The organism is Solwaraspora sp. WMMA2101 (assembly GCF_049179175.1).
GTDB lineage: Bacteria > Actinomycetota > Actinomycetes > Mycobacteriales > Micromonosporaceae > Micromonospora_E.
In genome coordinates, this window is the sequence record NZ_JBMHMA010000006.1 from 6660081 (window position 1) to 6683598 (window position 23518).

25 protein-coding genes and 1 pseudogene are annotated in these 23518 nt (G+C 70.4%); 6 read left to right on the top strand and 20 right to left on the bottom strand.

All coding sequences use genetic code 11. The features are described 5' to 3' along the window. Positions 1-3: 3 nt before the first annotated feature. Together ACN28F_RS31215 and ACN28F_RS31220 are read right to left on the bottom strand one after the other, a co-directional pair. Positions 4-1035 (bottom strand): T3SS (YopN, CesT) and YbjN peptide-binding chaperone 1, encoded by a 1032-nt coding sequence (locus ACN28F_RS31215; RefSeq protein ID WP_353850451.1) that lies wholly within the window; start codon positions 1033-1035, stop codon positions 4-6. After that, the gene (locus ACN28F_RS31220; protein WP_289206024.1) at positions 1022-1381 is read right to left on the bottom strand and encodes a hypothetical protein; all 360 of its coding nucleotides are present in this window, start codon (positions 1379-1381) and stop codon (positions 1022-1024) included. The genes ACN28F_RS31215 and ACN28F_RS31220 overlap by 14 nt, the downstream gene beginning before the upstream one ends. A gap of 242 nt (positions 1382-1623) precedes the next feature. On the opposite strand from ACN28F_RS31220, the gene ACN28F_RS31225 reads away from it, so the two are divergent. Then, the gene (locus tag ACN28F_RS31225; protein ID WP_289206025.1) at positions 1624-2805 is read left to right on the top strand and encodes an AbfB domain-containing protein; all 1182 of its coding nucleotides are present in this window, start codon (positions 1624-1626) and stop codon (positions 2803-2805) included. Here the strand turns inward: ACN28F_RS31225 and ACN28F_RS31230 are convergent. From ACN28F_RS31230 to ACN28F_RS31245, 4 genes are all read right to left on the bottom strand, one after another. Further along, positions 2783-3493: a hypothetical protein gene (locus ACN28F_RS31230; protein WP_421361061.1), complete on the bottom strand. Its 711-nt coding sequence runs from the start codon at positions 3491-3493 to the stop codon at positions 2783-2785. The genes ACN28F_RS31225 and ACN28F_RS31230 overlap by 23 nt on opposite strands. 2 nt (positions 3494-3495) lie before the next feature. Beyond that, positions 3496-3798, bottom strand: coding sequence for a flavin reductase (locus ACN28F_RS31235; RefSeq protein WP_421361062.1), 303 nt, complete (start codon positions 3796-3798; stop codon positions 3496-3498). Continuing rightward, a complete protein-coding gene (locus tag ACN28F_RS31240) occupies positions 3795-3959 on the bottom strand; it encodes a hypothetical protein (protein ID WP_282227119.1) in 165 nt (54 codons plus the stop codon). The genes ACN28F_RS31235 and ACN28F_RS31240 overlap by 4 nt, the downstream gene beginning before the upstream one ends. A 244-nt stretch (positions 3960-4203) precedes the next feature. Then, positions 4204-4446, bottom strand: a complete 243-nt coding sequence (locus ACN28F_RS31245; protein ID WP_421361064.1) for a hypothetical protein — start codon at positions 4444-4446, stop codon at positions 4204-4206. Between ACN28F_RS31245 and ACN28F_RS31250 the strand changes: the two genes are divergently transcribed. Further along, on the top strand, positions 4369-4551 hold the full coding sequence (locus ACN28F_RS31250) for a hypothetical protein (protein ID WP_421361576.1): 183 nt from the start codon (positions 4369-4371) through the stop codon (positions 4549-4551). The two genes, ACN28F_RS31245 and ACN28F_RS31250, sit on opposite strands and share 78 nt — an antisense overlap. Before the next feature lie 9 nt (positions 4552-4560). Here ACN28F_RS31250 and ACN28F_RS31255 read toward each other — a convergent pair. Next, positions 4561-5729 (bottom strand): IS3 family transposase gene (locus ACN28F_RS31255; RefSeq protein WP_421357131.1). Its coding sequence is split into 2 segments (ribosomal slippage): positions 4561-5474 and positions 5474-5729, totalling 1170 coding nucleotides; the frame shifts between segments, so codons are not numbered across the junction. On the opposite strand from ACN28F_RS31255, the gene ACN28F_RS31260 reads away from it, so the two are divergent. Together ACN28F_RS31260 and ACN28F_RS31265 are read left to right on the top strand one after the other, a co-directional pair. Beyond that, on the top strand, positions 5728-6447 hold the full coding sequence (locus ACN28F_RS31260) for a DUF5753 domain-containing protein (protein WP_421361065.1): 720 nt from the start codon (positions 5728-5730) through the stop codon (positions 6445-6447). The two genes, ACN28F_RS31255 and ACN28F_RS31260, sit on opposite strands and share 2 nt — an antisense overlap. Further along, the gene (locus ACN28F_RS31265; RefSeq protein WP_421361067.1) at positions 6425-6622 is read left to right on the top strand and encodes a DUF397 domain-containing protein; all 198 of its coding nucleotides are present in this window, start codon (positions 6425-6427) and stop codon (positions 6620-6622) included. Before ACN28F_RS31260 ends, ACN28F_RS31265 begins: the two co-directional genes overlap by 23 nt. Positions 6623-7207: 585 nt before the next feature. Here the strand turns inward: ACN28F_RS31265 and ACN28F_RS31270 are convergent. From ACN28F_RS31270 to ACN28F_RS31295, 6 genes and pseudogenes are all read right to left on the bottom strand, one after another. Beyond that, positions 7208-8071, bottom strand: a complete 864-nt coding sequence (locus tag ACN28F_RS31270) for a YybH family protein (RefSeq protein WP_421361069.1) — start codon at positions 8069-8071, stop codon at positions 7208-7210. 64 nt (positions 8072-8135) lie between these two features. Next, positions 8136-8946, bottom strand: a pseudogene (locus ACN28F_RS31275) (RNA polymerase subunit sigma-70); the annotation flags it as partial. A gap of 78 nt (positions 8947-9024) precedes the next feature. Then, complete coding sequence (locus ACN28F_RS31280; RefSeq protein WP_421361070.1) at positions 9025-9711, bottom strand: hypothetical protein; 687 nt, start codon at positions 9709-9711, stop codon at positions 9025-9027. 29 nt (positions 9712-9740) lie between these two features. Continuing rightward, on the bottom strand, positions 9741-10838 hold the full coding sequence (locus ACN28F_RS31285; protein WP_421361072.1) for a hypothetical protein: 1098 nt from the start codon (positions 10836-10838) through the stop codon (positions 9741-9743). Between the two features lie 57 nt (positions 10839-10895). Continuing rightward, positions 10896-11393 (bottom strand): hypothetical protein, encoded by a 498-nt coding sequence (locus tag ACN28F_RS31290; RefSeq protein WP_421361073.1) that lies wholly within the window; start codon positions 11391-11393, stop codon positions 10896-10898. Between the two features lie 38 nt (positions 11394-11431). Next, complete coding sequence (locus ACN28F_RS31295) at positions 11432-12421, bottom strand: PaaX family transcriptional regulator C-terminal domain-containing protein (RefSeq protein ID WP_421361075.1); 990 nt, start codon at positions 12419-12421, stop codon at positions 11432-11434. A 162-nt stretch (positions 12422-12583) separates the two neighbouring features. On the opposite strand from ACN28F_RS31295, the gene ACN28F_RS31300 reads away from it, so the two are divergent. After that, positions 12584-13984, top strand: a complete 1401-nt coding sequence (locus tag ACN28F_RS31300; protein WP_421361077.1) for a PHB depolymerase family esterase — start codon at positions 12584-12586, stop codon at positions 13982-13984. Positions 13985-14145: 161 nt separating this feature from the next. Here ACN28F_RS31300 and gdhA read toward each other — a convergent pair whose 3' ends face one another. From gdhA to ACN28F_RS31330, 6 genes are all read right to left on the bottom strand, one after another. Then, the gene (gdhA, locus tag ACN28F_RS31305) at positions 14146-15489 is read right to left on the bottom strand and encodes an NADP-specific glutamate dehydrogenase (RefSeq protein WP_421361078.1); all 1344 of its coding nucleotides are present in this window, start codon (positions 15487-15489) and stop codon (positions 14146-14148) included. A 135-nt stretch (positions 15490-15624) separates the two neighbouring features. Continuing rightward, positions 15625-15879, bottom strand: coding sequence for a hypothetical protein (locus ACN28F_RS31310; protein ID WP_421361080.1), 255 nt, complete (start codon positions 15877-15879; stop codon positions 15625-15627). A 418-nt stretch (positions 15880-16297) separates the two neighbouring features. Continuing rightward, complete coding sequence (locus ACN28F_RS31315; protein ID WP_289206034.1) at positions 16298-16696, bottom strand: PadR family transcriptional regulator; 399 nt, start codon at positions 16694-16696, stop codon at positions 16298-16300. Positions 16697-16772: 76 nt separating this feature from the next. Then, a complete protein-coding gene (locus ACN28F_RS31320) occupies positions 16773-18065 on the bottom strand; it encodes a cytochrome P450 (protein ID WP_421361082.1) in 1293 nt (430 codons plus the stop codon). Between the two features lie 329 nt (positions 18066-18394). Next, positions 18395-20089 (bottom strand): S8 family serine peptidase, encoded by a 1695-nt coding sequence (locus tag ACN28F_RS31325; protein WP_421361084.1) that lies wholly within the window; start codon positions 20087-20089, stop codon positions 18395-18397. A gap of 170 nt (positions 20090-20259) precedes the next feature. Further along, positions 20260-21054 (bottom strand): siderophore-interacting protein, encoded by a 795-nt coding sequence (locus ACN28F_RS31330; protein WP_289206037.1) that lies wholly within the window; start codon positions 21052-21054, stop codon positions 20260-20262. Positions 21055-21294: 240 nt separating this feature from the next. On the opposite strand from ACN28F_RS31330, the gene ACN28F_RS31335 reads away from it, so the two are divergent. Continuing rightward, the gene (locus tag ACN28F_RS31335; RefSeq protein ID WP_289206038.1) at positions 21295-21747 is read left to right on the top strand and encodes a rhodanese-like domain-containing protein; all 453 of its coding nucleotides are present in this window, start codon (positions 21295-21297) and stop codon (positions 21745-21747) included. A gap of 105 nt (positions 21748-21852) precedes the next feature. Here the strand turns inward: ACN28F_RS31335 and ACN28F_RS31340 are convergent, their stop codons facing one another. Further along, positions 21853-23514 carry an amidase gene (locus tag ACN28F_RS31340; RefSeq protein WP_289206039.1) on the bottom strand — a complete coding sequence of 554 codons (1662 nt, stop codon included), beginning with the start codon at positions 23512-23514 and terminating at the stop codon, positions 21853-21855. Positions 23515-23518: the final 4 nt, after the last annotated feature.

Below are 23518 nucleotides of genomic sequence, written 5' to 3' on the forward strand. Positions count from 1 at the left end.
GGCTCAGCTGGCGCGGTCGCGCAGCAGCTCCACCGCCTCGTCGAGGCGGCCCTGCCGGGCCAGCAACGTCACCAGGAGACCGACCCCGTGCCAGTCGTCGACGGCGACCCCGGCCTGCAGCAACCTGACGGCCTCGTCGACGTCGCCCCGGTCGGCCAGCACCGTCGCCAACGCGGTCCGGGCGGCCGGTTCACCCTGGTCGGCGGCGAGCCGCCAGAACCGTTCCGCCTCACCCACGGCGCCCTGCTCGTGCAGCAGCGTCGCCAGCCGGGACGCCGCATGCCAGTCCCCGGTCTCGGCCAGCACCCGCAGCTGATCGAGGTGGCCCCGGTCGGCCAGCAGGTCCACCAAAATCCGCCCGGCCGGTGACTCACCGGCTGCGGCCCGGTCCCGCAGGTAGCCGGTCGGGTCCGGGACGGCTTCGATGCCGGGAGACTCCGGCCCGAACGCCCGACTGCCGCCGAACTCCTGCCGCAGCTGGTCGTCGAGGTCGTCGGCGAGTTTCAGCATCGCCCGGATCGCCACCAGCAGATGCGTCGGCTGGAACTCGACACCGAACACCGGGATCGACGCCCAGACCGTGTCGCCGCTGCAGTAGATCCGCCCGAACGGCAGCGTCGTCGTCAGCTCGGACAGCCGGCGGTACAGCGTCTCCGTCGGTGCGACCCCGGTCAGCAGCGGGGAGAAGACGTCCACCAGCGGCGGCTCCTCCTGGGCGCGTACCAGGATCATCGCCGAACCGGCGCGGATGCCGATGTCACCGTCGGAGTCCAGCCGCAGCTGGTCGACGGTGGTGCCGAGGAAGTTCGCCACGACCAGTTTCACCTGGCCGGTCAGCTTGTCGCCGGCGACCGCCCGTACGTCGGCGGCGGTGACTTGGCCGGCCCGCGCGCCGGGACCGCCGACCACCGGCCGGGCGGCCAGTGCCGCTGCCAGTCGGGTGCTGGTCGGCAGCGGCACCGAGGTGGTCGTCGCGGCCGGCCGGGCGGCGAGTGCGGCGACCAGCCGGGACAGGAAACCGTCAGCCGCGCTCATCGCCGGACTCCCGACCGGTCAGTGTGTCCGGCGGGGCCGTGGGGTCGACGACCCGTACCTGGTCGAACATCTTCGCGATGAACAACGGCGCGACGACCCCGAAAACGAAGGTCGCGAACGCCGTGGTCGCCACGCCACCGGCGGCCGCCGCCGCAGCCAGTCCGGTGCCGGCGATGGCACGCAAAGTGACCGCGAAAACGATGATGGGCCGGTCCCGTCGGCTGCGCCACGGCCACTGCCAGCGACCTTTCGACTCGGTCGTCGGACGCATCATGCCGTAGAGATTCAACGCCTCGGCCACTATGCTGCCGACCAGTCCCCACGTCGCTGCGATCCATAGAGACACGTCCCCACTCTACTGATCGTGGTCACCCGTTCACCTGACGGGTGCCGACCTGCCGACGCCCCCCGGCGTCCGCCCTGGTCGGCCACTCCTGCAACGGTATCCGACGCCGGCAATCGGCCTCCGCAACCGAATGGAGATCAACATTTCGCCGGCCGGGGCTGGCGTCACGCGGGCGGAAATGAGACCGTATCCGGCGGTTATCTGACATGTCCGGGCGGCCGGCACCGGAATCGGAGGGCAACATGTCCGAAAAGGACGACGAGAAGACGCGCCTGCGGATCGGTGGATGGCTACCGAACGACGGCGCACCCGGGTCGGTCTCGCCGCCACCACCGGACGCCCCCGCCCCCGACGCGCCCAGGACCCCCGGTGCCGTCGCCCGGCACAGCGCCGCCAACTTTCTACGCCGGGTCACCCCGAACCGGCCGCTGACCGCCATCGTGCCCCGCTCCGGCGCCCGCAACGCCGCCCGGCAGGCAGCGGCCGCAGCCGCCGCCGCCAACCGCGTCGCCCCCGCCGACCTGCCCACCGGCGGCCTCGGCGACACCGGCGACGTCGGCCGCGGCGCCACCTACCAGGCCGGACACGCAGACCAGCAGCCGAACGCGCAACGCCGGCTCGTCCTCGGCGGCGCAGCCCTCGTCACCATCACCGTCCTGATCGGAATCGCCGTCGCCCAGGACAGCGCCGAACAGGCACCGATCCGGGGCGAGTTCGCCGCCAACGCCCCCGCCGTGATCCCCTCCACCGGTACGTCGACCGGCACCGACGACCCGGCAACCGCCGACCCGGACTCCGACACCGACCTGCCCGGCGCGGACGGACCCGTCGGTGACCCCGCCGCCGGGGCCACCCCGACCCCCGGCGAGGCCACCGGCGGCGCGGCACCCGGCACCGGCACCACCGCCCCGGCCGGCGGCACCGCGACCACCCCGCCCGCTCCCGCGCCACCGACCACGCCGGCCGCCCCCGCCGAGGTGCCGCTGCTCATCGACACCCGGGTCAACCTCGAAGTCGCCGGCCTGCCCGGCCACCGGATCCGCCACCGCGACGGCATCGTCGTCGTCGAACCGGTGAGCACCGCCAGCAGGTCCGACGTCAAGGCCGACGCCACGTTCGTGGTCCGCGCCGGGCTGGCCAACCGCAACTGCCTGTCCTTCGAATCGGTCAACGCACCCGGCCACTACCTGCGCCACTACGAGTTCCGGATCTTCCTGCACCGCAACGACGGCAGCGCCATCTTCCGCGCCGACACCACCTTCTGCGTGGTCCCCGGCATCGGCGGCAAGCACACCTCACTGCGGTCGCACAACTACCCGGACCGTTTCCTGCGCCACGACACCCACAAGCAGATGCGGATCTCACCGATCGGCGACGGCTCGTCGGCGGCAACGGCGACCTTCATCGCCCGTACCCCCGTCTGACCGCACCGGGCTGACGGCGCATCGACCACAGCGGCGGCCCGGCGGGAGACAGGTGCCGGGGACCGGGCGTCCGCCAGCCGTGACGGGCCAGCAGGTCCCGCACGTACGGCTCGTCGGTGACCGTGTGCCCGACGAGCCCGGCGGCGTCCAACCGACGCTGATGGTCGGCGAGCAGCGCGGCGCCGATCCGCCGCCGCCGCAACCACGGCGCAGCCGCCCACCACACCAGCTCGTGCCCGACCACCTCGCCGCTCTCGCCCGCGCCGCCCGCCGCCACGGCCGCCTCGGCGCGCTGGTCCGGACGCTCCGGTCGGTCCGGGCCCGCCGGTAACCGCAGCGCCGCGCTGCGATGCTCGTCGCGCGCCGCCCGCAGGTGCGCGAACCGCCGCCGATAGATGCCGACCGCACCGAGCAGCGCCCGGTCGTGGCCGGTCACCGTCTCCAACACCATCGGGTACGGCTGCCAGACGGCCACCCCGGCACCGTCACCGGCCACCCGGACGATCCCGTGCGACAACGCCTGCATCAGCTCCACCTCGAACACCCGCAGGAACGTGGTGTACCGGGCCGCCACGTCCCCGATCAGCCACGACGCCACCGGGTTCGACACGAACGCCTCCGCCAGCAACGCCGACAACTCGCCGACGTCGCCGGCCACCGCCGGCCGTACGGCCGTTTCGCACTGCACGGTCACTCTCCTTCACGCTTGGTGGTCATGGTGGTGGCGCTGCGCGTGCGCGCCGTCCGCGCCCAGGCCAGGAAACGGACGTACGCCACCGCCGGGGCCAGCCCCGGCAGATCGTGCGCGGCCTCGACGGACCGCTCCGCCACGTACATGCACAGACCGATCCGGTCGTACGCGGCGATCAGTTGCGCCTTCGCCGGATCGCACGGCCACGGCTGCCCGCACACCCGGCACCGCCACGACGGCCGTACGGCCACGTGGTCGACCTCGGCCACCCGGCCCCGGCCGCCGACGTGGTCGACGGTCATCGGCCGACGTCGAGGGTGACGAACTGACCGGAACCGCATTGCGGGCAGCGCAACGTGTGCCCGCACACCGGGCACCAGCGCCGCCGCAGCCGACACAGCAGCAGGCCCGGCGGAATGCCGAGCAGAACACCGGACAGAATGAACGCGAGAGCGGACAACATTCGATTTCCTCCCGAGCGAAGATCAATTAATCGTGCGGCAGGAGCGCGCGGTGCCGGGCCCGCCGCAGCTGGTAACGGGGGGCTCCCAACTGCGGCGGGTGACTATGGACAGCACCGGTACGAGTTATCTAACGTGGACCACATGCAATTGACAAGGCGTGTTGCGCCGTCATCGCCATGGGCGTGGTCTGGTGGAAGGCAATCAATTCGGTGCCGGGCGCCTTCACGATTATGAAGGCGCTCGTCAGTTGAATGTCAGCCACGTGATGACTAGACTCACCACAGAGGATGAAGGGGGCGAGCTCTTGTCCGGCTCGATCGGCACCACCCTGCTCCGCCGACACATCGGCCGCTGGTTCACCGTCTTACGGAGTCCGCCGGCATCAGTCAGGACGCCGCCGCCAGGGCGCTGCAACGCGGCTCCTCCACGATCTGGCGCATCGAGGCCGGCGACGAGCGGATCCGCTTCCGCGACGTCGACGTCCACGCGATGTGCACCCTCTACCGGGTCGCTCCGGAGACCCGGGACCGACTGCTCGTCCTCACCAAGGAGACCTGGGCTGTGTCAAGGATCTTGGACAGGTCTTCGTAGGTTTGCTGGTCAGGCGGCTATCAGGGCCTGGTAGCCGGTGAGGGCTTCGGCCGGGGTGCGGTAGTCAAGGCTGGAGTGCAGCCGTTGTCTGTTGTAGAACACCTCGATGTACTCGGCGACGGCGAACCGGGCGCGGGCACGGGTGTCGAAGCGTTCCCGGTGGTACATCTCGTTCTTCATGGTGGCGAAGAACGATTCGGCGGCGGCGTTGTCCCAGCAGACACCGGTACGTCCCACGCTCACCCGCACCTGGTTGTCGGCGCAGTGGCGGGCGAACCTGGCCGAGGTGTACTGCGCGCCCCGGTCGGAATGGAACACCGCATCCGGGCGGACGTGGCCGTGTCGGATGGCCATGGCCAGGGCGTCGACCACCAGGCTCGTGCGCATGTGCTCGGCGGTCTGCCAGCCCACGACCATCCGGGTGGCCAGGTCGATGACGGTGGCCAGGTACAGCCAGCCCTCACCCGTCCTCAGGTAGGTGATGTCGCCGACCAGGCGGGTGCCCGGGGTGTCGGCGGTGAAGTCCCTGTCGATCAGATCCTTCGCGGTGACCGGGTCCCGGCCGGGCACCGTGGTCCGCTTGTACGCCCTGGGTTGACAGGCCCGCAGGCCGAGCTCGCGCATCAGGTCGGCGACGAGCCCGACGCTGCACGCGACACCCTTGCGGTTGAGCGCGGCGGTCACCCGCCGGCAGCCGTAGGTGCCCCGGGAGGCGTCGAAGACCCGCCGCACGTGGTCGGCGAGGGTCCGACGTCGGGCGGCGGTGACCGTCTCGGCGCGTTCCCGCCAGGCGTAGTAGGTGGAGCGGGGCACGCCCAGCAGGCGGCACATCCAGGCGATCGGGTAGGTGGCCTTCTCCGCGTCGATCACCGCGCACCGCAGGGCTACGGGTGCGTCCGGGCGAAGAAGGCCGCGGCTTTTTTCAGGAACTCGTTCTCCATCCGCAGGCGGCGGATCTCGTCTTCCATCTCCTTCACACGGGTGTCCTCGGTCCGGTCGGTGTGCGGCGGTACGGGCGTGGCGTGTTCACGGCGCCAGGTGTTGACCCAGTTGCCCAGGGTGGCTTCGTGGACCTCCAGATCACGGGCCACCGCGGCGATCGGTCTACCGGTCTCGACGACCATCTGCACAGCCTCGGCCTTGAACTGCGGACTGTATCGACGACGTTGCTCGGACATGGATCCATCCTCTCAACTCGGAGGACATGTCCAAGATCCTTGGTACACCTCAACCCGCGACGCCCCGAAACGTGCCTGGTGGCACGACTACACCGAGTCCGCCCTGCCCGCCTGGTTCGGCCTCTACGTCTCCCTCGAAGACAGCGCCGACACCATCCGCCAGTACGAGCCCGAGTCGGTTCCAGGGCTGCTTCAAGTGCGCTCCTACGCCGAAGCAGTGACCCGACTACCGGTAGGGCTCCTCACTGACGAACAGGTTGCACGCCGTGTCAAAGTCCGGCTGGAGCGGCAAGGGCTTCTGGCCTCACCGAGGCCACCCCACCTGCGAGTGATGCTGAACGAGGCGGTCCTGTACCGAGTGGTCGGGGGCACTGACGTGATGACGGAGCAGCTCCGTCACCTGATCGACGTCACGGATCGGCACAGCGTCTCTATCCGGGTCGTGCCCTACACGGTTGGTGCTCACGGAGGCATGAACTCCGCCTTCAGTTTTCTGACGTTCCCCAACGCTCCACTGAGCCCGGACCCCGTCGAACCGCCCCTGATCTACGTCGACACCTTGACTGGTTCGCTGTACCTCAACAAGGCAGACGAGGTCAGGGCGTACGAGTTGGTCTGGAAGGATCTTGAGAGTCGTGCCCTCGACGAGTCAGCGTCGCGGGACTGTATCCGTCACGCATTGGAGGCGATCGCTAATGGACAGCCTGACCGGCGCTAACTGGCGCAAGAGTACTCGAAGTGGTAATTCCGGCAACTGCGTCGAAGTGGCGACGAACCTGCCCAACCTCGTCGCCGTACGGGACAGCAAGGACACCACCGGCCCGGTCCTGGCCTTCGCCCCCGCCCAGTGGGCCACCTTCACCACCGCCCTGCCCACGTCCGACGCCCGCTGACGGTCGGGGTGGTGGCTGGCCGGGCACGGCCAGCCACCACCCCGAGCGCCCCGAGCTGTGGGCGAAGTTGATCTAGGAACCCCGGCGGTCACGCTCCGCGCGGGGGGTTCCGAACCGATGAACTACCATGATTGGTATATGCCCGGCTCGTGAGTCGCTGCGATTCGATCGCCATCGGCGAATACTTGCAGTTCGCGAGCCGCTGCGCCGGGCCTCCGGGCTCGGCGAGGATCGCAACTCCGTGCCGCCATGGGGCATCCCGGCGGAGCGCGTAGCCGCGATCACGCTGAGGTTGGCTGCCGACGAAGTCCAGCTGCGCTGATCACTGGGATGTCCGATTTGTGGTAGGCGGTGTGCAGGAGTCAGCGCTTTCCGCGCTGCACCAGCGCCAGCGCGGCTGCGATCACCGCAACCGTTCCGCCGATACACAGGAGGCTCACGAGAAGCAGGACGACCACGTGCCAGGGTCTGACTGCGTGCATACCGTCTACTGTAGGAGCTACGGGCAACAGCCGGATACCGCTGGTCGTGTCGGACCCGGCCCCGCCCTCGCCTTCTTGTCCGTGGGAACAAGGCGGTGGGCCGTCAGACGCGGCCGGGGTCGGTTCCGGTGTCGTCGGTCGCCGGACCGGAGGGCCACGAGAGGTGCTGGTGGACCATACGCCATGCGCCGCCTTGACGCTGAAAGACCCGGGTTCCGCGCGACCAGCTGTCGGAAGGCGTTGCGTCGGCCGGTTTCAACTGGACGTGGTTGAGGCCCCACGCGACCGCGAGATCGCCGTCGACCACGATCCTCAGGTCCGGCACGGCCCAGTTGACGGTGCCGGTGCCCGCCGCGTCGAGACCAGCCCTGCACACCTCGCGTACGGCGTCGAGGCCGACGTACTGCAACGGTTGCTGATGTTCGTACGAGACGATGTCGTCGGCTATCGGGGCCGTCAGACGGTCGAGGTCCTTTGCGGCAGTGGCGTCGAACAAGTCCTGGTGGAGGCGGCGGATCTCCTGCTCGGCGGTGGCAGTGTCCAAACGCTGAGCGGGATCCTCCGAGGTGGTCTCGGTCAGCGCGAAGGAGTGATGCTCGTGGGTGACGATCCAGCGGCCGTCCTGCTTGCGCAGGCCGAGGGTCAGTCGTAGCCGGGTGTCCGGGTTCTCGGCGAAACTCGTCGCGGAGCCGCAACGCAACAGCGCGTACGCGAAAGCGACATCGTCGCCAGCGATGACCTCCAGCGATTCGATCTCGAAGAACGCGCCGGTGGCCAGCCACCGGAAGAACGGCGGCCAGCTCTCCCGATAGGCATCGATGCCGCGCACGCCCTGGTGCGGGGGCGGTACGTCGAACATCACGATGTCGTCGGCGTGATCGGCCAGCACGGCGGCCAGGTCACGGAGCTGGATCGCGCTGACCCAACGTTCGATCAGCGTACGGATCTGCTCTTCGTCGGTAGCCATGGTCTGCGCTCGCCCTCTCCGTCGGTGTGTCCGTTACGACTACAACCCCGGCCGGGCCGCAAACTCATCGCGTCGGGTCGCCACCGGTCAGCCGGGCCGGCAGGTCGAAGGCCGGAAAGTCGGCATCGAGAAACGAGATCACCTCGGCCACCTGCCGTCCGCGCAGCGTGAGCACGTCCAAGCCGCCTGGGATGTACGCGCGCTGACCGTCGTCCCACCGGTAGGTGCCGAAGGCGACCTGGCCGTTCACCTGGGTCGGCACGAACCGCCAGCGGTACCGCAGCGCCCCGTCGACCAGGAAATGGCGGATCGCGGCACGACCCTCGTACCAGGTCGACAGCGGCGGCATCGAGTAGCGTGCGTCCTCTGCCAGCATCGCCACAATGGTGTCGACGTCACTTGCCTCCCACGCGGCCAGGTAGCGCCGGCCCAACTCCCGCGTCGCCGGATCGCTGAGCGAGGCGAGAGTCTGTCGCCGGCCGGGAGCTGGCTGCCGCTCGGCGATGGACTTGCGGGCGCGTTGCAGGCCGCTGTTGACCGCAGCGACCGTCGTGTCCAGCAAGCCGGCGACGTCGCTCGCCGGATAGGCGAGCACGTCGCGGAGCAGCAGCACCGCCCGCTGTACGGGCGACAGATGCTGAAGGGCGGCGACGAACGCCAGTTCCACGCTCTCGCGCGCGGGTACCCGCGCCTCCGGGCTCAGCTGCTCCGTCCATCTCATCAGCCGGTCCGGGTACGGACCCAGCCACACCGTCTCGACCCGGGCTCAGGTCCGTTGGGAGTTCCCGCCTGCCACGACGGTCGATGAGGGTCAGGCACCGGTTCGTCGCGATCTTGTACAGCCAGGACCGGATCGTTCCCCCGCGGTCCTCGCGACACGGTACGCCGCCCTGCTGGCCGGTCAGCGCATCCGCCGATCCGTCGACGCGTTTCTGCGATGCAATGCTGACTGGCTACTGGCGGTCGAGGTGCGTGACGGTCTCGTCGATCAGCGCGCGAGTGAGGTCATGCAGCAGTGTGGTCACCTCTGCGCTGTCAGGTAGTGGAGCTATCGCCTCGTTGTCCGCGAGCAGCACAAGGTTGTCGTGGCGGATGAGGTGTATCACGTGTATCTCATTCACCACTGCGTCCGAAACAAGGTGATCCGGGTTCGGTATCTGCGCCGTTTGTAGTGATCTTCCATTTTCTCCCCACCAGCCGGTCAAATTCGCGGTGGTGGTGCCGGGTACGGTCTCTTCGCGCAGGTCGAAGTAGCTGTAGGAATCCTCGTCGTAGGCCGCCGCTGCGTCTGCGGCATTCTGGTAGACCCGTACCTGAACACTCCCGGTCGGCCGAAACCCGCCTACCGGGGTGGCGAAGCGTTCGTCAACGCCATAGGCGGCGAACGTGCAGAGCTGACGCCAGTGGGTGCGCTCCGTCCGAGGGCCGGGGTCAGGTTGATAGTCGGACGGCAGGCTCAGGTCAAACTGTTCGAGGACGATCCCGAGGCGGAGACTCTCGCAGATATCCTCTGGTGAAGTCTTGTACTGGGGCCCTGGAACTGGCTGGGATGTCGGATCACTGCGCTCGCACCCGCCGGTGACGACGACCAAGGCGAGAGTCGTGAGCACGACGCCGAGTCGGGTGGCGCGCGGGTGCATGACGTCCTCCGGGTCCAGGCAGGCCAGGTTCAGGGTAGGCGGAAGTTGCTGCTGTCCACGCCGCCGACTACGTCGGGTTGTGCTGGGATGAGCCTGCCGTACTCGCCGTCGCTGGTACTGCGGAGCGTATCGATCCGGCGGAGAGCTGCCTCGACGTCCCTGCTGAGGACAGCGTGCTGATCGGAATCGTTGGCGATAACCAGGCTGACGGCGTCCGACATGGAGGTGAGCAGGTCCAGCGCGGTGGATCCGTGAATGTCCAGTGCCGCCCAGCCGCCGTCGGGGATGGCGGTCGCGGCGACCCCGACCCCGGCGGCGACCGTCGGCATGGTCATCGCCCACAGGCCGCCGCCGGCGAGGAAGCCACCGAAGACGCTGGCGGCGGCGCCACCGATCACCGCGATGTTCCTGATCGCCTCCTGCCGCGCCAGTTCGGCTTCGCTCTGGCAGAGCCTGAGCTGGTCACGCAGCGCTTCGCCGGTGTAGTGGACGACGTTCATCAGGCTGTGCTGGGTGGACTCGGCGATCGCCTTGGCAGCGGCGATGCCACCGGCCAGTGCGAGGAGCAGTTGCATCTGGCTGCGCAGGGTCTGCTCGAACGGGTGGTAGAACTCGCTGGCGAAGGCGTCAGCTGCCTCGCCTCGCCAGTTGCCGAGGCTGTGGCGGAGCTTGCCGAAGTCGTACCCGATCTCGTAGTTGAGGGTGAGGTGGGCGTCCAGTACCGGTTGGACGCACTGGCTGTCGTACGTCGACCCGACCGGCCAGGTGTACGGCTGGATCCGGCTGGTGACGGCCTCGACCTCGGTGGCCGCCCAGGTGTTCGCCGCTGCGGCCAGCCCGCGCAGGTGAGCCTGGACCTCCTCCCGTTTCTCGTCGTCCTGCCAGGGTAGGCGCAGGTAGTCCAGCGGCACGGTGTAGACCTTCCGGAACGGGAAGGTGGTGCCGAACTCGACGTCGATGTAGTCGACGCCGGGGCCGACCGGCGTCTTGTGCCACCAGCTGGACTTCTCCGCCTCCAGGTAGGCGAGAGCCGTGTCGATGTAGCGCAGCTCGGCGAGGTATCCCTGGATCTCGGACAGTTTCCGGTACAGCTCGCGCCGGTCGTACGTGATGGTCGGCTCGGCCATCGTGCCTCCTGACAGGGCCGGGGCGGCGGGACGCGCCGTCGTCAGAATGGGCGGTCGTCAGATGCCGCCGATGCGGCGGTCGTCGAACGGGGTCGGCGCGGGGTCGTGTACGCCAGGTGGTGGCGGCACAGCCGGCGGCGGATCCCGGAAGTCCTCGGCGTACTTGTCCAGCAGGCGGCTGAACTCGTTGGCGGCCTCCTGGTCGGTGCCGGCGTAGGCATCGGCGATCTCGACCAGTGCCGTGCCGACCTGTTGCATCCGCAGGCAGGTCTGACGGAGTACGTCGTGGGTCTCGTCGCGCAGCTCCAACAGCCGCAGATGCGCCGGCTCCATGCCGAGCCCGGGCCGGTCGAACTGGCTGGCCAGTGCGCCGGCGGTGCCGTGGATGCCGCTGGTGAGCTGGGCGTAGACGGCGGCGACCGCAGGCAGTTCGTTGCGGCCGGCCCGGTACAGGTAGTACAGGTGGGCACCGAGTTCGCGGCCGGAGCCGACGTCGCCGAGGCTGTCGTCGGCGGTGTAGTCCGGCCGCCAGCCGGGCTGGGTCGGGTCGGTCATCCGGTCCCCCCGTTGGTCGTCAGTCTGTTGTAGCAGAGTTACGCAAAGTGTGTGAGTCGGCTGCTGGTCGGTGGCCGGCCGATTCCGGCGAGCAGGTCGACGGTGGTGTGTGCGCGTACGTCGGGGTCGGCGCCGCCGGTGTGGGCGGCGACGACGGTGCGGACGTGGTGTTCGGCGACGTCGGCGAGGCCGTCGTAGACGGCGGTGAAGACCTCCCGGGCGGTGTCGCGCAGCCAGCCCGCCGGTAGCAGCTGGATCGGCAGCTGCGGGTCGAGGGTGGGGAAGCGGCGGTAGGTGTCCATCACTTCGGTGCGGGCCTGTACGGCGTGCGGGCCGTCGAGGCGGCCGGCGCTGATCCGGGGCAGCAGCGGTCGCCAGCGGTGCAGGAAGGCCTCGTACTGCTGGTGGATTTCGGCGATGTCCCAGGCGTCGATGGGTTTGCGGCCGGTGACGGCGTCGAGGTCGACGGCCCGGCCGCGGATGACGGTGACAGTGCCGGGGTCGAGTTGGGCCAGGTGGGCGCTGACCAGGTGGGTCGGCGGGCGTGGGGAGATCCACAGTCCGTCGTACAGCGGGGCGTAGCCGAGCCAGCGGAGTTGGCCGCGCAGTGCGCGGCGCTGGGTGCTCTGCTCCTGGGGTAGGGAGAAGGCGACCAGTGTCCAGTGTCCGTCCCACGCCGGTGGGCTGGTGGTGGTGGCGATGATCCAGGCGCCGCCGACGGAGAGGTTGGTGGCGGCGCGTTCGCTGAGCTGGTAGGAGCTGTGCCGGCCGTGGCGGCTGCCGTCGAGGATGCCGCGTCGGGCGAGGCGGCTGATCGCGGTCCGGGCGCCGGTGGGGGTGACGCCGCTCTCGGTGAGCAGGGCGACGATCGCGGCGGACGGCAGTGCGGCGCGGGTGCGCAGGGTGTAGTCGGCGAGCAGGGTGACGGCGAGGCCCTGGGGGGAGTTGCCGGCCTGGCGGCGGGGCAGCCGTACGGAGTCGTCCTGGTCGTCGGGGTAGATCTCCTCGATGGTGAACGGTCGCTTCACGGTCGCTCCGGGGCTCGTCTCGGCGGTGGCGTACCGCGACTGTAGACGGCCCTTATCATCGAGTCGCATCGATTGACACTTGTGCGCCCGAGGAGAACACTAAGTGCCACATGTTGCCGTGCAGGGTCGGGCAGGGCGCGCCGTACCTATCGAGGAGGGTGTATGAGAATCGTTCGAAGACTGCTGCTCGGCCTGGCCGCGTCGGTGGTGGCCGTCGGCCTGGTCGTGCCGGCGATGACGCCGGCGCACGCCGCCACGCTGGTCGAGGTGACGAACTTCGGCAACAACCCGGGCGGCATGCGGATGCACGTCTACGTGCCGGACAACCGCCCGGCCAACCCGGCGATCGTCGTGGCGATGCACGGCTGCGGCGGTAACGGTCCCGGCTTCTACTCCGGCAGCGAGTTCGCCTCGCTGGCCGACCGGTACGGCTACATCGTGATCTACCCGAGCGCGATGCAGCAGGCCGGCTTCGGCAACTGCTTCGACGTCTGGTCCGACGCCGCCAAGCGGCGTGGCGGTGGTAGCGACCCGGTGTCGATCATGTCGATGATCAACTACGTGCAGCAGCAGTACCGGGGCGACCCCAACCGGGTGTACGCCACCGGCAGCTCGTCCGGCGGCATGATGACCAACCACATGCTCGCCGTCTACCCGGACGTGTTCAAGGCCGGGGCGGCGTTCATGGGCGTGCCGTACAACTGTTTCGCCAACGCGGCGGACTATCCGCCGTGGAGCAGCCAGTGCACCGGCGGCAACATGAACCGGACCCCGCAGCAGTGGGGTGACGCGGTCCGCCAGCAGGCGTACCCGGGCTACACCGGCCCCCGGCCCCGGGTGCAGCTGTGGCACGGCACCGCCGACACCCTGGTGCCGTACTCGTTGCTGCAGGAGGCGGTCGAGCAGTGGACCAACGTGTTCGGGCTCAGCCAGACCCCGACGTCGTCGGACACCCCGCAGCCGAACTGGAACCGCCGCCGCTTCGCCGACAGCAGCGGCACCGTCCAGGTGGAGGCGTACAGCATCCAGGGTGCCGGGCACAGCCTGCCCAGCTCCGGGATGGCCGCCGCCGCGATCACCTTCCTCGGCCTGACCAACCCGTCGCCGACGACCGCCCCGCCGACGACGGCGCCGCCCACCACCGCACCACCCACGACCGCACCCCCGACCACGGCCCCGCCCACCACGGCACCGCCGACGACCGCACCCCCGACGACCGCACCTCCGACGACCCCGCCGCCGTCCGGCGCCTGCCGGGTCACCGCCACCCTGAACGCCTGGAACTCCGGCCTGACCGCCAACTACCGGATCACCAACAGCGGTACGTCGCCGGTCAACGGCTGGTCGCTGGTGTTCACCCTGCCGAGTGGGCAGACCATCACCTCGGGCTGGAACGCGACCTACTCACCGTCCTCCGGGCAGGTCACCGCCCGCAACATGTCCTACAACGCCAGTATCCCGGTCAACGGATCGGTGGACATCGGTTTCCAGGCCACCCACACCGGTAACACGGCCCGGCCGACCGCGTTCGCCCTCAATGGAGCATCCTGCACCGTCGCCTGACCGACCACCGTCGTCGGGCCGGTCGACCACCCGGCCCGACGACGTGACGGCGACGCGCCGGGAACGGCAGGCTGGGTGCACCTGCCGTTCCCGGCGGCCGCGTCAGGCAGGGCGTGACCGCCGGCGGCCGCGTCAGGCTGGGCCTACCCCGCCGGCCGCTGTCAGATCAGGCCGTGCGCGAGCATCGCCTCGGCCACCCGGCGGAACCCGTCGATGTTGGCGCCGGTGATGTAGTCGCCCGGCATGCCGTACTCCTCGGCGGTGGCGTGGCAGCGGTCGTGGATGTCCCGCATGATCTCCCGCAGCCGGTCCTCCGAATGGGCGAACGTCCACGAGTCGCGGCTGGCGTTCTGCTGCATCTCCAGGGCGCTGGCGGCCACCCCGCCGGCGTTGGCCGCCTTGCCGGGGGCGAACCGGACGCCGGCCTCGGCGAAGACCCGTACCGCCTGCGGGGTGGTCGGCATGTTGGCGCCTTCGACGACGAGGCTGGTGCCGCCGGCGGCCAGGGTGACCGCGTCGGCGGCGCTGATCTCGTTCTGCGTCGCGCAGGGGAAGGCGACCTGGCAGGGCACCTCCCAGACGCCGCGGTCGGCGACGAAGGCGGCGTGCGGGCGGGCGTCGGCGTACGCGCTGACCCGCTCCCGGCGGACCTGCTTGATCTCCTTGAGCAGCTCCACGTCGATGCCCTTGTCGTCGTGGACGTAGCCGGAGGAGTCGGAGCAGGCGACCACGGTCCCGCCGAGCTGGTGCACCTTCTCGATGGCGTACGCGGCGACGTTGCCGGAGCCGGAGACGACGACCTGTTTGCCGTCGAGGCTGTCGCCGGTGGTGCGCAGCATCTCCTCGGCGAAGAAGACCACGCCGTAGCCGGTGGCTTCGCGGCGGACCTGGGCGCCGCCGTAGCTGAGCCCCTTGCCGGTCAGTACGCCGGACTCGTACCGGTTGGTGATTCGTTTGTACTGCCCGAACAGGTAGCCGATCTCGCGGGCGCCGACGCCGGTGTCGCCGGCCGGTACGTCGGTGTGTTCGCCGATGTGCCGGTACAGCTCGGTCATGAACGACTGGCAGAACCGCATCACCTCGCGGTCGGAGCGGCCCCGGGGGTCGAAGTCGGATCCGCCCTTGCCGCCGCCGATCGGCATGCCGGTCAGCGCGTTCTTGAACAGCTGCTCGAAGCCGAGGAACTTGACGATCCCCAGGTACACCGACGGGTGGAAGCGCAGCCCGCCCTTGTACGGGCCGAGCGCGCTGTTGAACTCGACCCGGAAGCCCCGGTTGATGTGCACCTCGCCGTGGTCGTCCTCCCACGGCACCCGGAAGATGATCTGCCGTTCGGGCTCGCAGATCCGTTCGATGATTTTCGCCTCGGCGTACTCGGCGTGCCGGTCCAGCGCCGGCACGATGCTGTCCAGGACTTCGCGGACGGCCTGGTGGAACTCGCTTTCACCCGGGTTGCGTCGCACGACCGAGCCGTAGATCGCCTCGATTTTGTCCCGTGCCGGCATGGCTCCTCCTGGGTGTGGGCTGACCTGGGTGTACGTCCGGCATGGTGGCACCCCGCCGGGGACGCTACCCGCTCAGCGGTGACCCGGTGTGACGGTCGGCATACCTGGTGGCCGCTGTGGTCGTGGCGGGGTAGTTCAGCCGGCGGTGACCAGCGGGGCCGGTGCCGGGTCGCGGACCGCCCAGCGGCGGGCGAGCATGGTGGCACCGATGATCGCACCGACGACGAGTGCGATCTCGAGGGCGACGACGGTGGGTACGGTGCTGAAGCCGGTCGCCCAGGCGTAGGCGATCGTGAGCGGGGTGACGACGATGCCGGCAGCCGGCATGAGCAGCAGCATCCTGGTGGCGGTGGCGCGTATCCGGGGCAGGTCGCGCAGCCGGGTGCGCACGGCGACGACCGCGCCGGCGACCAGCAGCGCGGCCGGGATCCCGTAGTAGACGCGACCGCCAGCAGCAGTGGCACCCGGTAGCTGCGGGGCAGGTCCACCAGGTGCACCACCACCGGGTAGATCACCATCATGGCCAGGTAGCCGAGGACGGTGCCGGCCACCGCGCCGGCGAGGGCGGTCCGCACGACGCGGCCGTACTCGGCCGGGACGCGGGCGACGCCGGCTTCGTCGGCCAGGCGGCGGGCGAGTCCGGGTACGTCGTCGCCGAGCAGCTGTGCCGGGGTGATGCCGTCGGCGACTGCGGCCGCCAGTTCGCTGCGCAGGTCGGCGGCGAGGACCGCACGGTCGGCGCGGGTGACGCCGTAGGCCCGCCAGGCGTTCTCGGCGGTGGCGACGGCGTCGTCGATGGTGTCCATGGTCAGCTCCTCGGGTTGTCGCCGACGGCGTCGGTGAGGGTGGCGTCGACGAGGCCGACGAAGGTGGCCCACTGCTGCCGCCAGCTGCGTAGCCGGGCGTGGCCGGCGGCGGTGAGCGCGTAGACCTTGCGATCCGGGCCGGCGGGGCTGGGCTGGGTCTCGTTGGCGACCAGGCCGAGGCGGCGCATCCGGGTCATCAGCGGGTAGATGGTGCCGTAGCCGACGCCGGTGAATCCGGCGGCTTCGATCCGGCGGACGAGTTCGTAGCCGTGTGCCGACTTCTTGGCCAGCAGGGCGAGCAGGCACATGTCGAGCGCGCCGCGCAGTAGCTGGGTCTGTCGGTCGCCGTCGGGGGGGTCGTTCGCTCCGTCTGGAGGGTCGCCTGTTCCGGCCGCTATCATGCGTCGCATAATAGGCAGACCTATTATGCGACGTCAAATAGTTGCGATCGTCGGACGGTCGCGTCCCTCGTACCCCTCAGGCCGTGAACCGGGCGCGCAGGCCGGCCGGGGCGAGGCGGCCGGCGAACGCCGGCCCGACCGACGCGGCGTCCGGGGACGAGATGGTGAACCGCCCGGCCAGCCGGGCGGTGACGACCGCGAGTTGACGCCTGGTCAGCATCGTGCCGAGGCACACCCGTGGCCCGGCACCGAACGGCAGGTAGGCCATGCCGGGCGCGGTCCCGCCGGCCAGCCACCGGTCCGGGTCGAACTCGTCCGGCCGCGGCCACCACCGTGGATCCCGGTGGATCAGGAACGCGTTGAGCAGCACCTCGTCACCGGCACGCACAGACCATCGACCGACCGTCGTGTCCCGGCGTACGGTGCGGGTCAGCAACCACGCCGGTGGGTGCAGGCGCAGCACCTCGGCCACCACCGCCCCGGCCAGGCCGCCGTCCGCGCGGCCGCCCCCTGCCTGGCCAGCGTCCGTGCGCAGCCTGGCGACGAGCCGTGGCCGCAGAGCCAGTTCCCGGACGATGGACGTCAACGCCGCGGCGGGGACGCCGTACCCACCGATCAGGACGGTGCGCAGCGTCGACACCACCAGATGGTCCGGCAGCGTCGGGTCGGCGGCGAGCAGTACGTCGAGCAGGTCGGCGGCGGGCGTCGGGTCACCCGCTCCCGAGCTGCCGGGGCGACGGTCACCGGCTGCCCGTCGTCGGGCGACGACGTCGCTGAGCGTCTCGGTGAACCGCCGGTGGGCGTACCGGAAACGTCGCCGCCGCACCGTCGGCAGCCAGGGCGGCGCCGCGTACGAGGCGGTCTCGAACGGTGCGGTGGCGGCGATGGCGTCGGCGAGTGTGCGGGGTACGTCGCCGGCGTCGGCGCCGAGGCAGTGGTCGGCGATCGACCGGGCGGCGAAGGCGCGCATCACGTCGAGTACGTCGACCTCGTGGCCGCCGGTGGCGGTCAGCACCTGGTCGAGGATCTGGGCGGTACGGATGTCGATGGTGGTCGTCGCCTGTGCGACCAGCCCGGCCCGCGCCGCCCGCCGGGCCGGTGTCCACTCCCGTCCGGAGGCGGCGGCGAACTCCAGGTCGGGCGGGCCGTCGAAGGGCGTGAGCTCGGTGACGAAGTCGCCGCCGGTGCGGGCGAGGACGTCGTGGGCGACGACCGGGTCGATGACGCAGACGGTGCGTTCGTCGAACGAGAACACGTCGCCGTACTCGGTGTGGCAGCGTCGGAGGAAGCCGATCCGGTCGGCCTCGTACGGCCGGATGTTGCCGGTCAGCCAGTGCCCGCGCGGACCCGGTGGTCGGTTGGTCGCCACGGGTCCGGCGGGACGTGGTCGGCGGGGCGTCGGATCAGCCGTAGTGGTAGGGCCAGTAGATGTAGCGTCCGCTGACGCGACGCCGGCCGATGAGCCGGGTCGCCAGGTGCCGGAGCGTGCGCATCTCGGCCACCTCCTCGATCAGTTGAGATGAATCGATCTCATGATCGTGGCACGTACCGGGGCGATCACGCAATGGAGCCGAATGAGAACTTGAGGTTACGGAGGTGAGGTCGACGTACTTCCACACAAGACGTCACCGGCCGGGCCGGACGGGACGCTGGTCGTCCCGTCCGGCCCGGCCGGCGGTGCCGTACGGTGCTGTTACCTCAGCGGTGGTGCAGCGGCCTGGTCACCGCCGCGAAGGCGTCGACGATGCCGTGACCGTAGAACCCGTTGAAGTTCTTCCCGCCGTCGCAGTAGGCGTCCCACTCGGGGGACCGGCCCTCGTTGGCGTACGACACCAGACGCGGCTCCGGGCAGGCCGTCTTGGCCGCCGTCCGGTACAGGTGCGACTCCACCCTGTCCGGGTCGAGGGTCAGCCCGCCGCGCCGCACGTCACGCTTGCCGTACTTGCTGACGATCAGCGCGGCCACCCCGGAGACGTGCGGCGACGCCATCGAGGTGCCCTGCAGGTAGGTGTAGTACGCGCAGACCCCGGCGGCGGTGCACTCCTTGGCGACGTACGCCTCGGCACCGGGCACGATGTTGCCGTCGGCGTCGACCGCGCCCTCCTCCTGCAGCACGTGCAGCGGGTACGACGACAGGATCGTGTTGTCGTAGGTCCGGTGGGTCGGGGTGCCGTACCCGTCGCGGAACCAGCCGCCCGGCGCGGCCACCGAGATCTGCTCGGTGCCGTAGTTGGAGTAGTCGGACTTGGCCTTCGACGGGCCGATCGCCGACACCCCGATCACATGTGCGCCTTCGACCGGCAGATCCCAGCAGGTCGAGTTGTCGATGGTGCGCAGCCGGGGGGTGCCGCCGTAGTTCGGGCTCGACGAGTCCGGGCGGGGGCTGCCCAGGTCCTCGTGGTTGTTGCCGAGCGAGCCGACCAGGGTGACGCCACGCTTGTGCGCGTACCGCAGGGCCCGGTTGACCGCCTCGATGGTGGCCCGCTGCGACGCCTGCTCCTCGGCGGAGTCGGCCGGGTTGTTCAGGCAGTTGTACAGCCACGGGTCGATGTAGAACGACATGTTGACCACGTCGATGCCGGCGTCACCGGCGTAGACCAGGGCGTTGACGACCGAGTCGAGGAAGAAGTAGCCGGAGTCCTGGCCACCCTTGAGCGCCACCAGGGTGACGTTCGGGGCGACGCCGGACAGGCCGAAGCCGTTCGCGGCCGCGCCGATGGTGCCGGCTACGTGGGTGCCGTGGCCGCTGTCGTCGCGGTCGACCGGGTCGAGGCAGCTCTCGACCTCACACGGGCCGTCGATCTCCGGGATGTCCGGGGCGAAGTTGCGCGACAGGGAGTAGCTGAAGTTCGGCCGCAGGTCCGGGTGCTGGCCGTCGATGCCGGTGTCCAGGATGCCGACGGTGACGCCCCGCTTGCCCGGCTCGACCTTGCGGGACTTGTCTGCCCGCATCATGGCCAGGCCCCACAGCTTCTCGTCGAGCGGATCCATCCGGGTGCCGCGCTTGCCGGCGGCTCCGGCCGACCGGCCGCCGACGACGCGGTGCTCCTGCTCGACGGCGTCGAAGCGGGCCCGGGGGGCGTACCCGATGGCGCGCTTCTCGGCGGCGCCGAGCAGCGCCGGGGCGGCCGCGACCCGGGCGGCGAAGTCGGCCTCCTCGGTGACGACCTCGTACATGCCGACGCTGGCGGTGCTGGCCACGACGGTGCCACCGGCAGCCTCGATGGCGGCGACGGCGGCGGCGGTGCTGGCGCCGGCCTCGGCGACCACTGTGTATGCGGCGGTGTCGTGCGACGTGTCCGGTGCGGCCACGGCCGGTCCGGCCGGTACGGCGCCCAGCAGGGCCAGCGCCGTCACGGTCGCGACGGCGCCAGCGGTGAAGCGTCTGCTCACCACATCATCCCCTTCGTAGAATGTGCATGTATCACACGGGATCGACGCCACTACGGGTAGTGGCGCCTGGGGTAATGTACAGCCGCTTCGTTACCGACGGGAGTCCGCTGTGGGCGGTGCTGGCCGGGCCGGCCGGTGGGCCGCGGTCGGCCCCCGGGCGGGCGCCGAGGTCAGTGGGCGGTGCCGATCCGCCAGTAGCCGGTGAAGGTGATCCGTCGCTTCGGAACTCCGATGTCGACGAGGTGACGCCGCCCGGTGGTCGGCAGAGCCTGCTCCCCGGCCAGGTAGGCGGAGACGGTCGCCGGGGTGTCGGTGGTCCAGGCCGTGACGGCGGCGAGCGCGACGGAGCCGGGGCGGGTGCCGGGTTCCCGGTGCAGCCAGCGCACCTCGAAGCCGGTGGGGGCGTCGACCGGTTGGGCGTCGGCCGGGTCGGGGATCTCGATCACGGCCAGGCCCACGGCGTCGCGCGGCAGGTCGCGCAGGATGCCGGCGATCGCCGGCAGCGCCGTCTCGTCGCCGGCCAGCAGGTGGTACGTGGTGTCCGCCGGGTAGTCGTAGCCGCGGCCCTGGTCGAGCAGGGCGACGGTGTCGCCGGGTGCGGTCCGCTGCACCCAGCGGGTGGCCACCCCCTCGTCGCCGTGCACGACGAAGTCGATGTCGAGTTCGCGGTCGGCGGGGCGGAACGCCCGTACGGTGTAGTTGCGCAGGTGTGGCCGGGTCGCTGCCGGCATCCTCAGGTACTTCAGGTAGCCGATCGTGTCGGCCCGGTGCGGTACGTCGAAGTTGGTCTCCCCGCTCTCCTGCGGCAGGAACAGCCGGAACCAGTGGTCGAAGCCGTGGTCCGGTAGTCGCTGCAGTTGTTCGCCGCCGACGGTCACCCGGATGATGTTCGGGCTGATCCGTTTGGTGCCGACGACGTCGACGACACACAGCGTGGTGTGCTTCTTGGCATCCTTGAAGCTCATGGGTTTCTCCTTCCGGAAGCCCCGCTGGCGCCGCCCGACGGTCGCGCCCCGGCACTGATGATCAGCTAGGTCAGGTTTGGCTAACCTTAGTTGATGCCGGAGTCGTCGGGAAGCGCCGCCACCCGCCACCCGTCGGCTGCTGGCCGGGCACGGCCGGTCGGGCACGGCTGGCGGGATGTCCCGCAGGATTGGCACCACCGCCACTGTCCCCGACGGATGCCGGTCGGTGACGATCCGACCATGTCGAAGGTTCTCGCCGTGGCACCGGCGTCGCCGGCCGCCGCAGCCACCCATTTCGCCGCCCAACTGGCCTACCAGACCGACGTCAGCGACGTGCACGCCGACCTGGCCGCAGGCGTGTCCGACCTGGTCGTCGTCGATGCCCGGGGCATCGACGCGTGGCGGCACGGCCGGCTGCCGGGTGCGCTGCACCTGCCGCACCAGGAGATCGCCACCCGGGCCGCCGACGTGGTGCCCGTCGGTGCCGTCGTCGTCACCTACTGTTGGGGGCCGGGTTGCAACGGCGCCACCCGGGCCGCCCACCGGTTCGCCACGCTCGGCTACCAGGTCAAGGAGATGATCGGCGGATACGAGTACTGGGTCCGGGAGGGGTTCGAGGTGGTCGGCGACGCGGGGCCACGTCGTGCCCGGGTCGACGAACTGACGGCGGTCGCCACCAGCTGCGACTGCTGACGCCGCTACCGCGCGGCCGGTCGGGCGCTGCGGCATGGCTGATCAACGCCGGCGGCCGTCCACCTGCGGGTGGACGGCCGGCACGGGTCGGACCTGACTGGTCGGTCACTGGGTGAGGTCGGCGACCTCCTCGGCGGTGAGCCGGCCCCGGGCGGCGGTGGCCGCCGCCGAACGGGCGGCCGTGGCGGGTGCGCTCGCCGGAGGCTCCGGCGGCCGCCGCCAGTGCCAGTCGGTGACCGCCTGGTACGCGGCGGCGACCGACAGCAGCCGGTCCTCGGCGTAGGGCAGTCCACCGAGGATGGTGCCGATCGGCACCCCGCCGCCGGTGAACCCGATCGGGAACGCGATCTCCGGCAGTCCGACGATGTCGAACGGCACCGGACTGGTCTGCACCACCACGTCGCAGGTGCCGAAGATCTGGTCCAGGATCCGCTCCAGCAGCAGCAGCTTGGCCCGCTGACCGGTGACGTAGCCGTTGGCGTCGAGCAGGCAGCCCTGCAGCCAACTGGTCACCGACACGCCGAATCCGCGCAGATCGTCGCGTAGGTAGGGCATGAACGGCTCACTACGCTCGGGCAGTCGGACGTTGTTGAACGCGCCGCCGGTGAGCAGGTCCCACTCGTCAGGGAACGGCACCTCGACCAACTCGCACTCGGGGATCTCCGCCATGGCGGCGAGGAACGCCCGGCGGGCGAGCGCGGTCTCGGACGTGCCGTCCGCGTAGCCGGGCAGTACGCCGATCCGCGTCTTCCACCGCATCCGCAGGTTGCCGCCGTCGTAGCGCGGGGTGGCCGCGTTGATCAGGTTCGGCACCGGTGGCAGGCCCTGGCTGCGCGGGTCGGCCGGATCGGGTCCGGCCATCGCCATCAGCATGATGGCGGCGTCCTTGGCGTCGCGGGCCAGCGGTCCGGGATGGTCACGGCTGTAGGTCAGCGGAATGATCCCGGCCAGCGACACCCGGCCCATCGTGGGTTTGATGCCGGTGAGGTTCTGTGCGTTGGACGGCGCGGTGATCGAACCGCCGGTCTGGGTGCCGATGCCGGAGGTGGCCATCCGGCCGGCGACGGCGGTCGCGGTGCCGGTCGAGGAGCCGCCCGGGTTGGTCGACGGGTTCGTCGGCGTCCAAGCGTTGACCGTGGTGATCTGGCCGTTCGGCAGCGTGGCCCGGCTGGTGGCCAGCGGCCCCATCTGGGTCTTGCCGAGCACGATGCCGCCCTGCACGACGAGCTTCGCCACCGACGTGGCGTCGTACGGCGGCACGAAGTCCTGGAACAGGTAGGAGCTGGCGGTCGTCAGCACACCTTCGGTGAAGTAGTTGTCCTTGATGGCCAGCGGGATGCCGTGCAGCGGGCCCCGGTACGGGCGGTTGGCCCACTGCCGGGCAGCCTTGAGCGCCGCGTCGGCGTTGACCAGGTTGAACGCCAGGTACGTCGACTCGTACGCGGCGATCCGGTCCAGGTACGCCTGCACCAGCTCCACCGGGACGATCTTGTTGTGCCGGATCATCCAGGCGGCCTCGGACAACGTCCACTCGGTCGGGTCGGACATGACCGACTCGCGCGGCTTGTTGTACGCGGCACCCTTGTCCAGCTCGGGGTTGAACTTGACCGCCGGGCCGCTGACCGGGCTCGGTGCGGCCGAGGCGATGCCTGCCAGGCCGGGAAACGCCACGGTGCCGACGGTGGTGGCGGCGGCCAGTGCTGCCGTACGGGCCAGGAACGCCCGGCGGTCGAGCAACCGGTCCAGCGGCTGCTGTACGTCTGTCATGGCG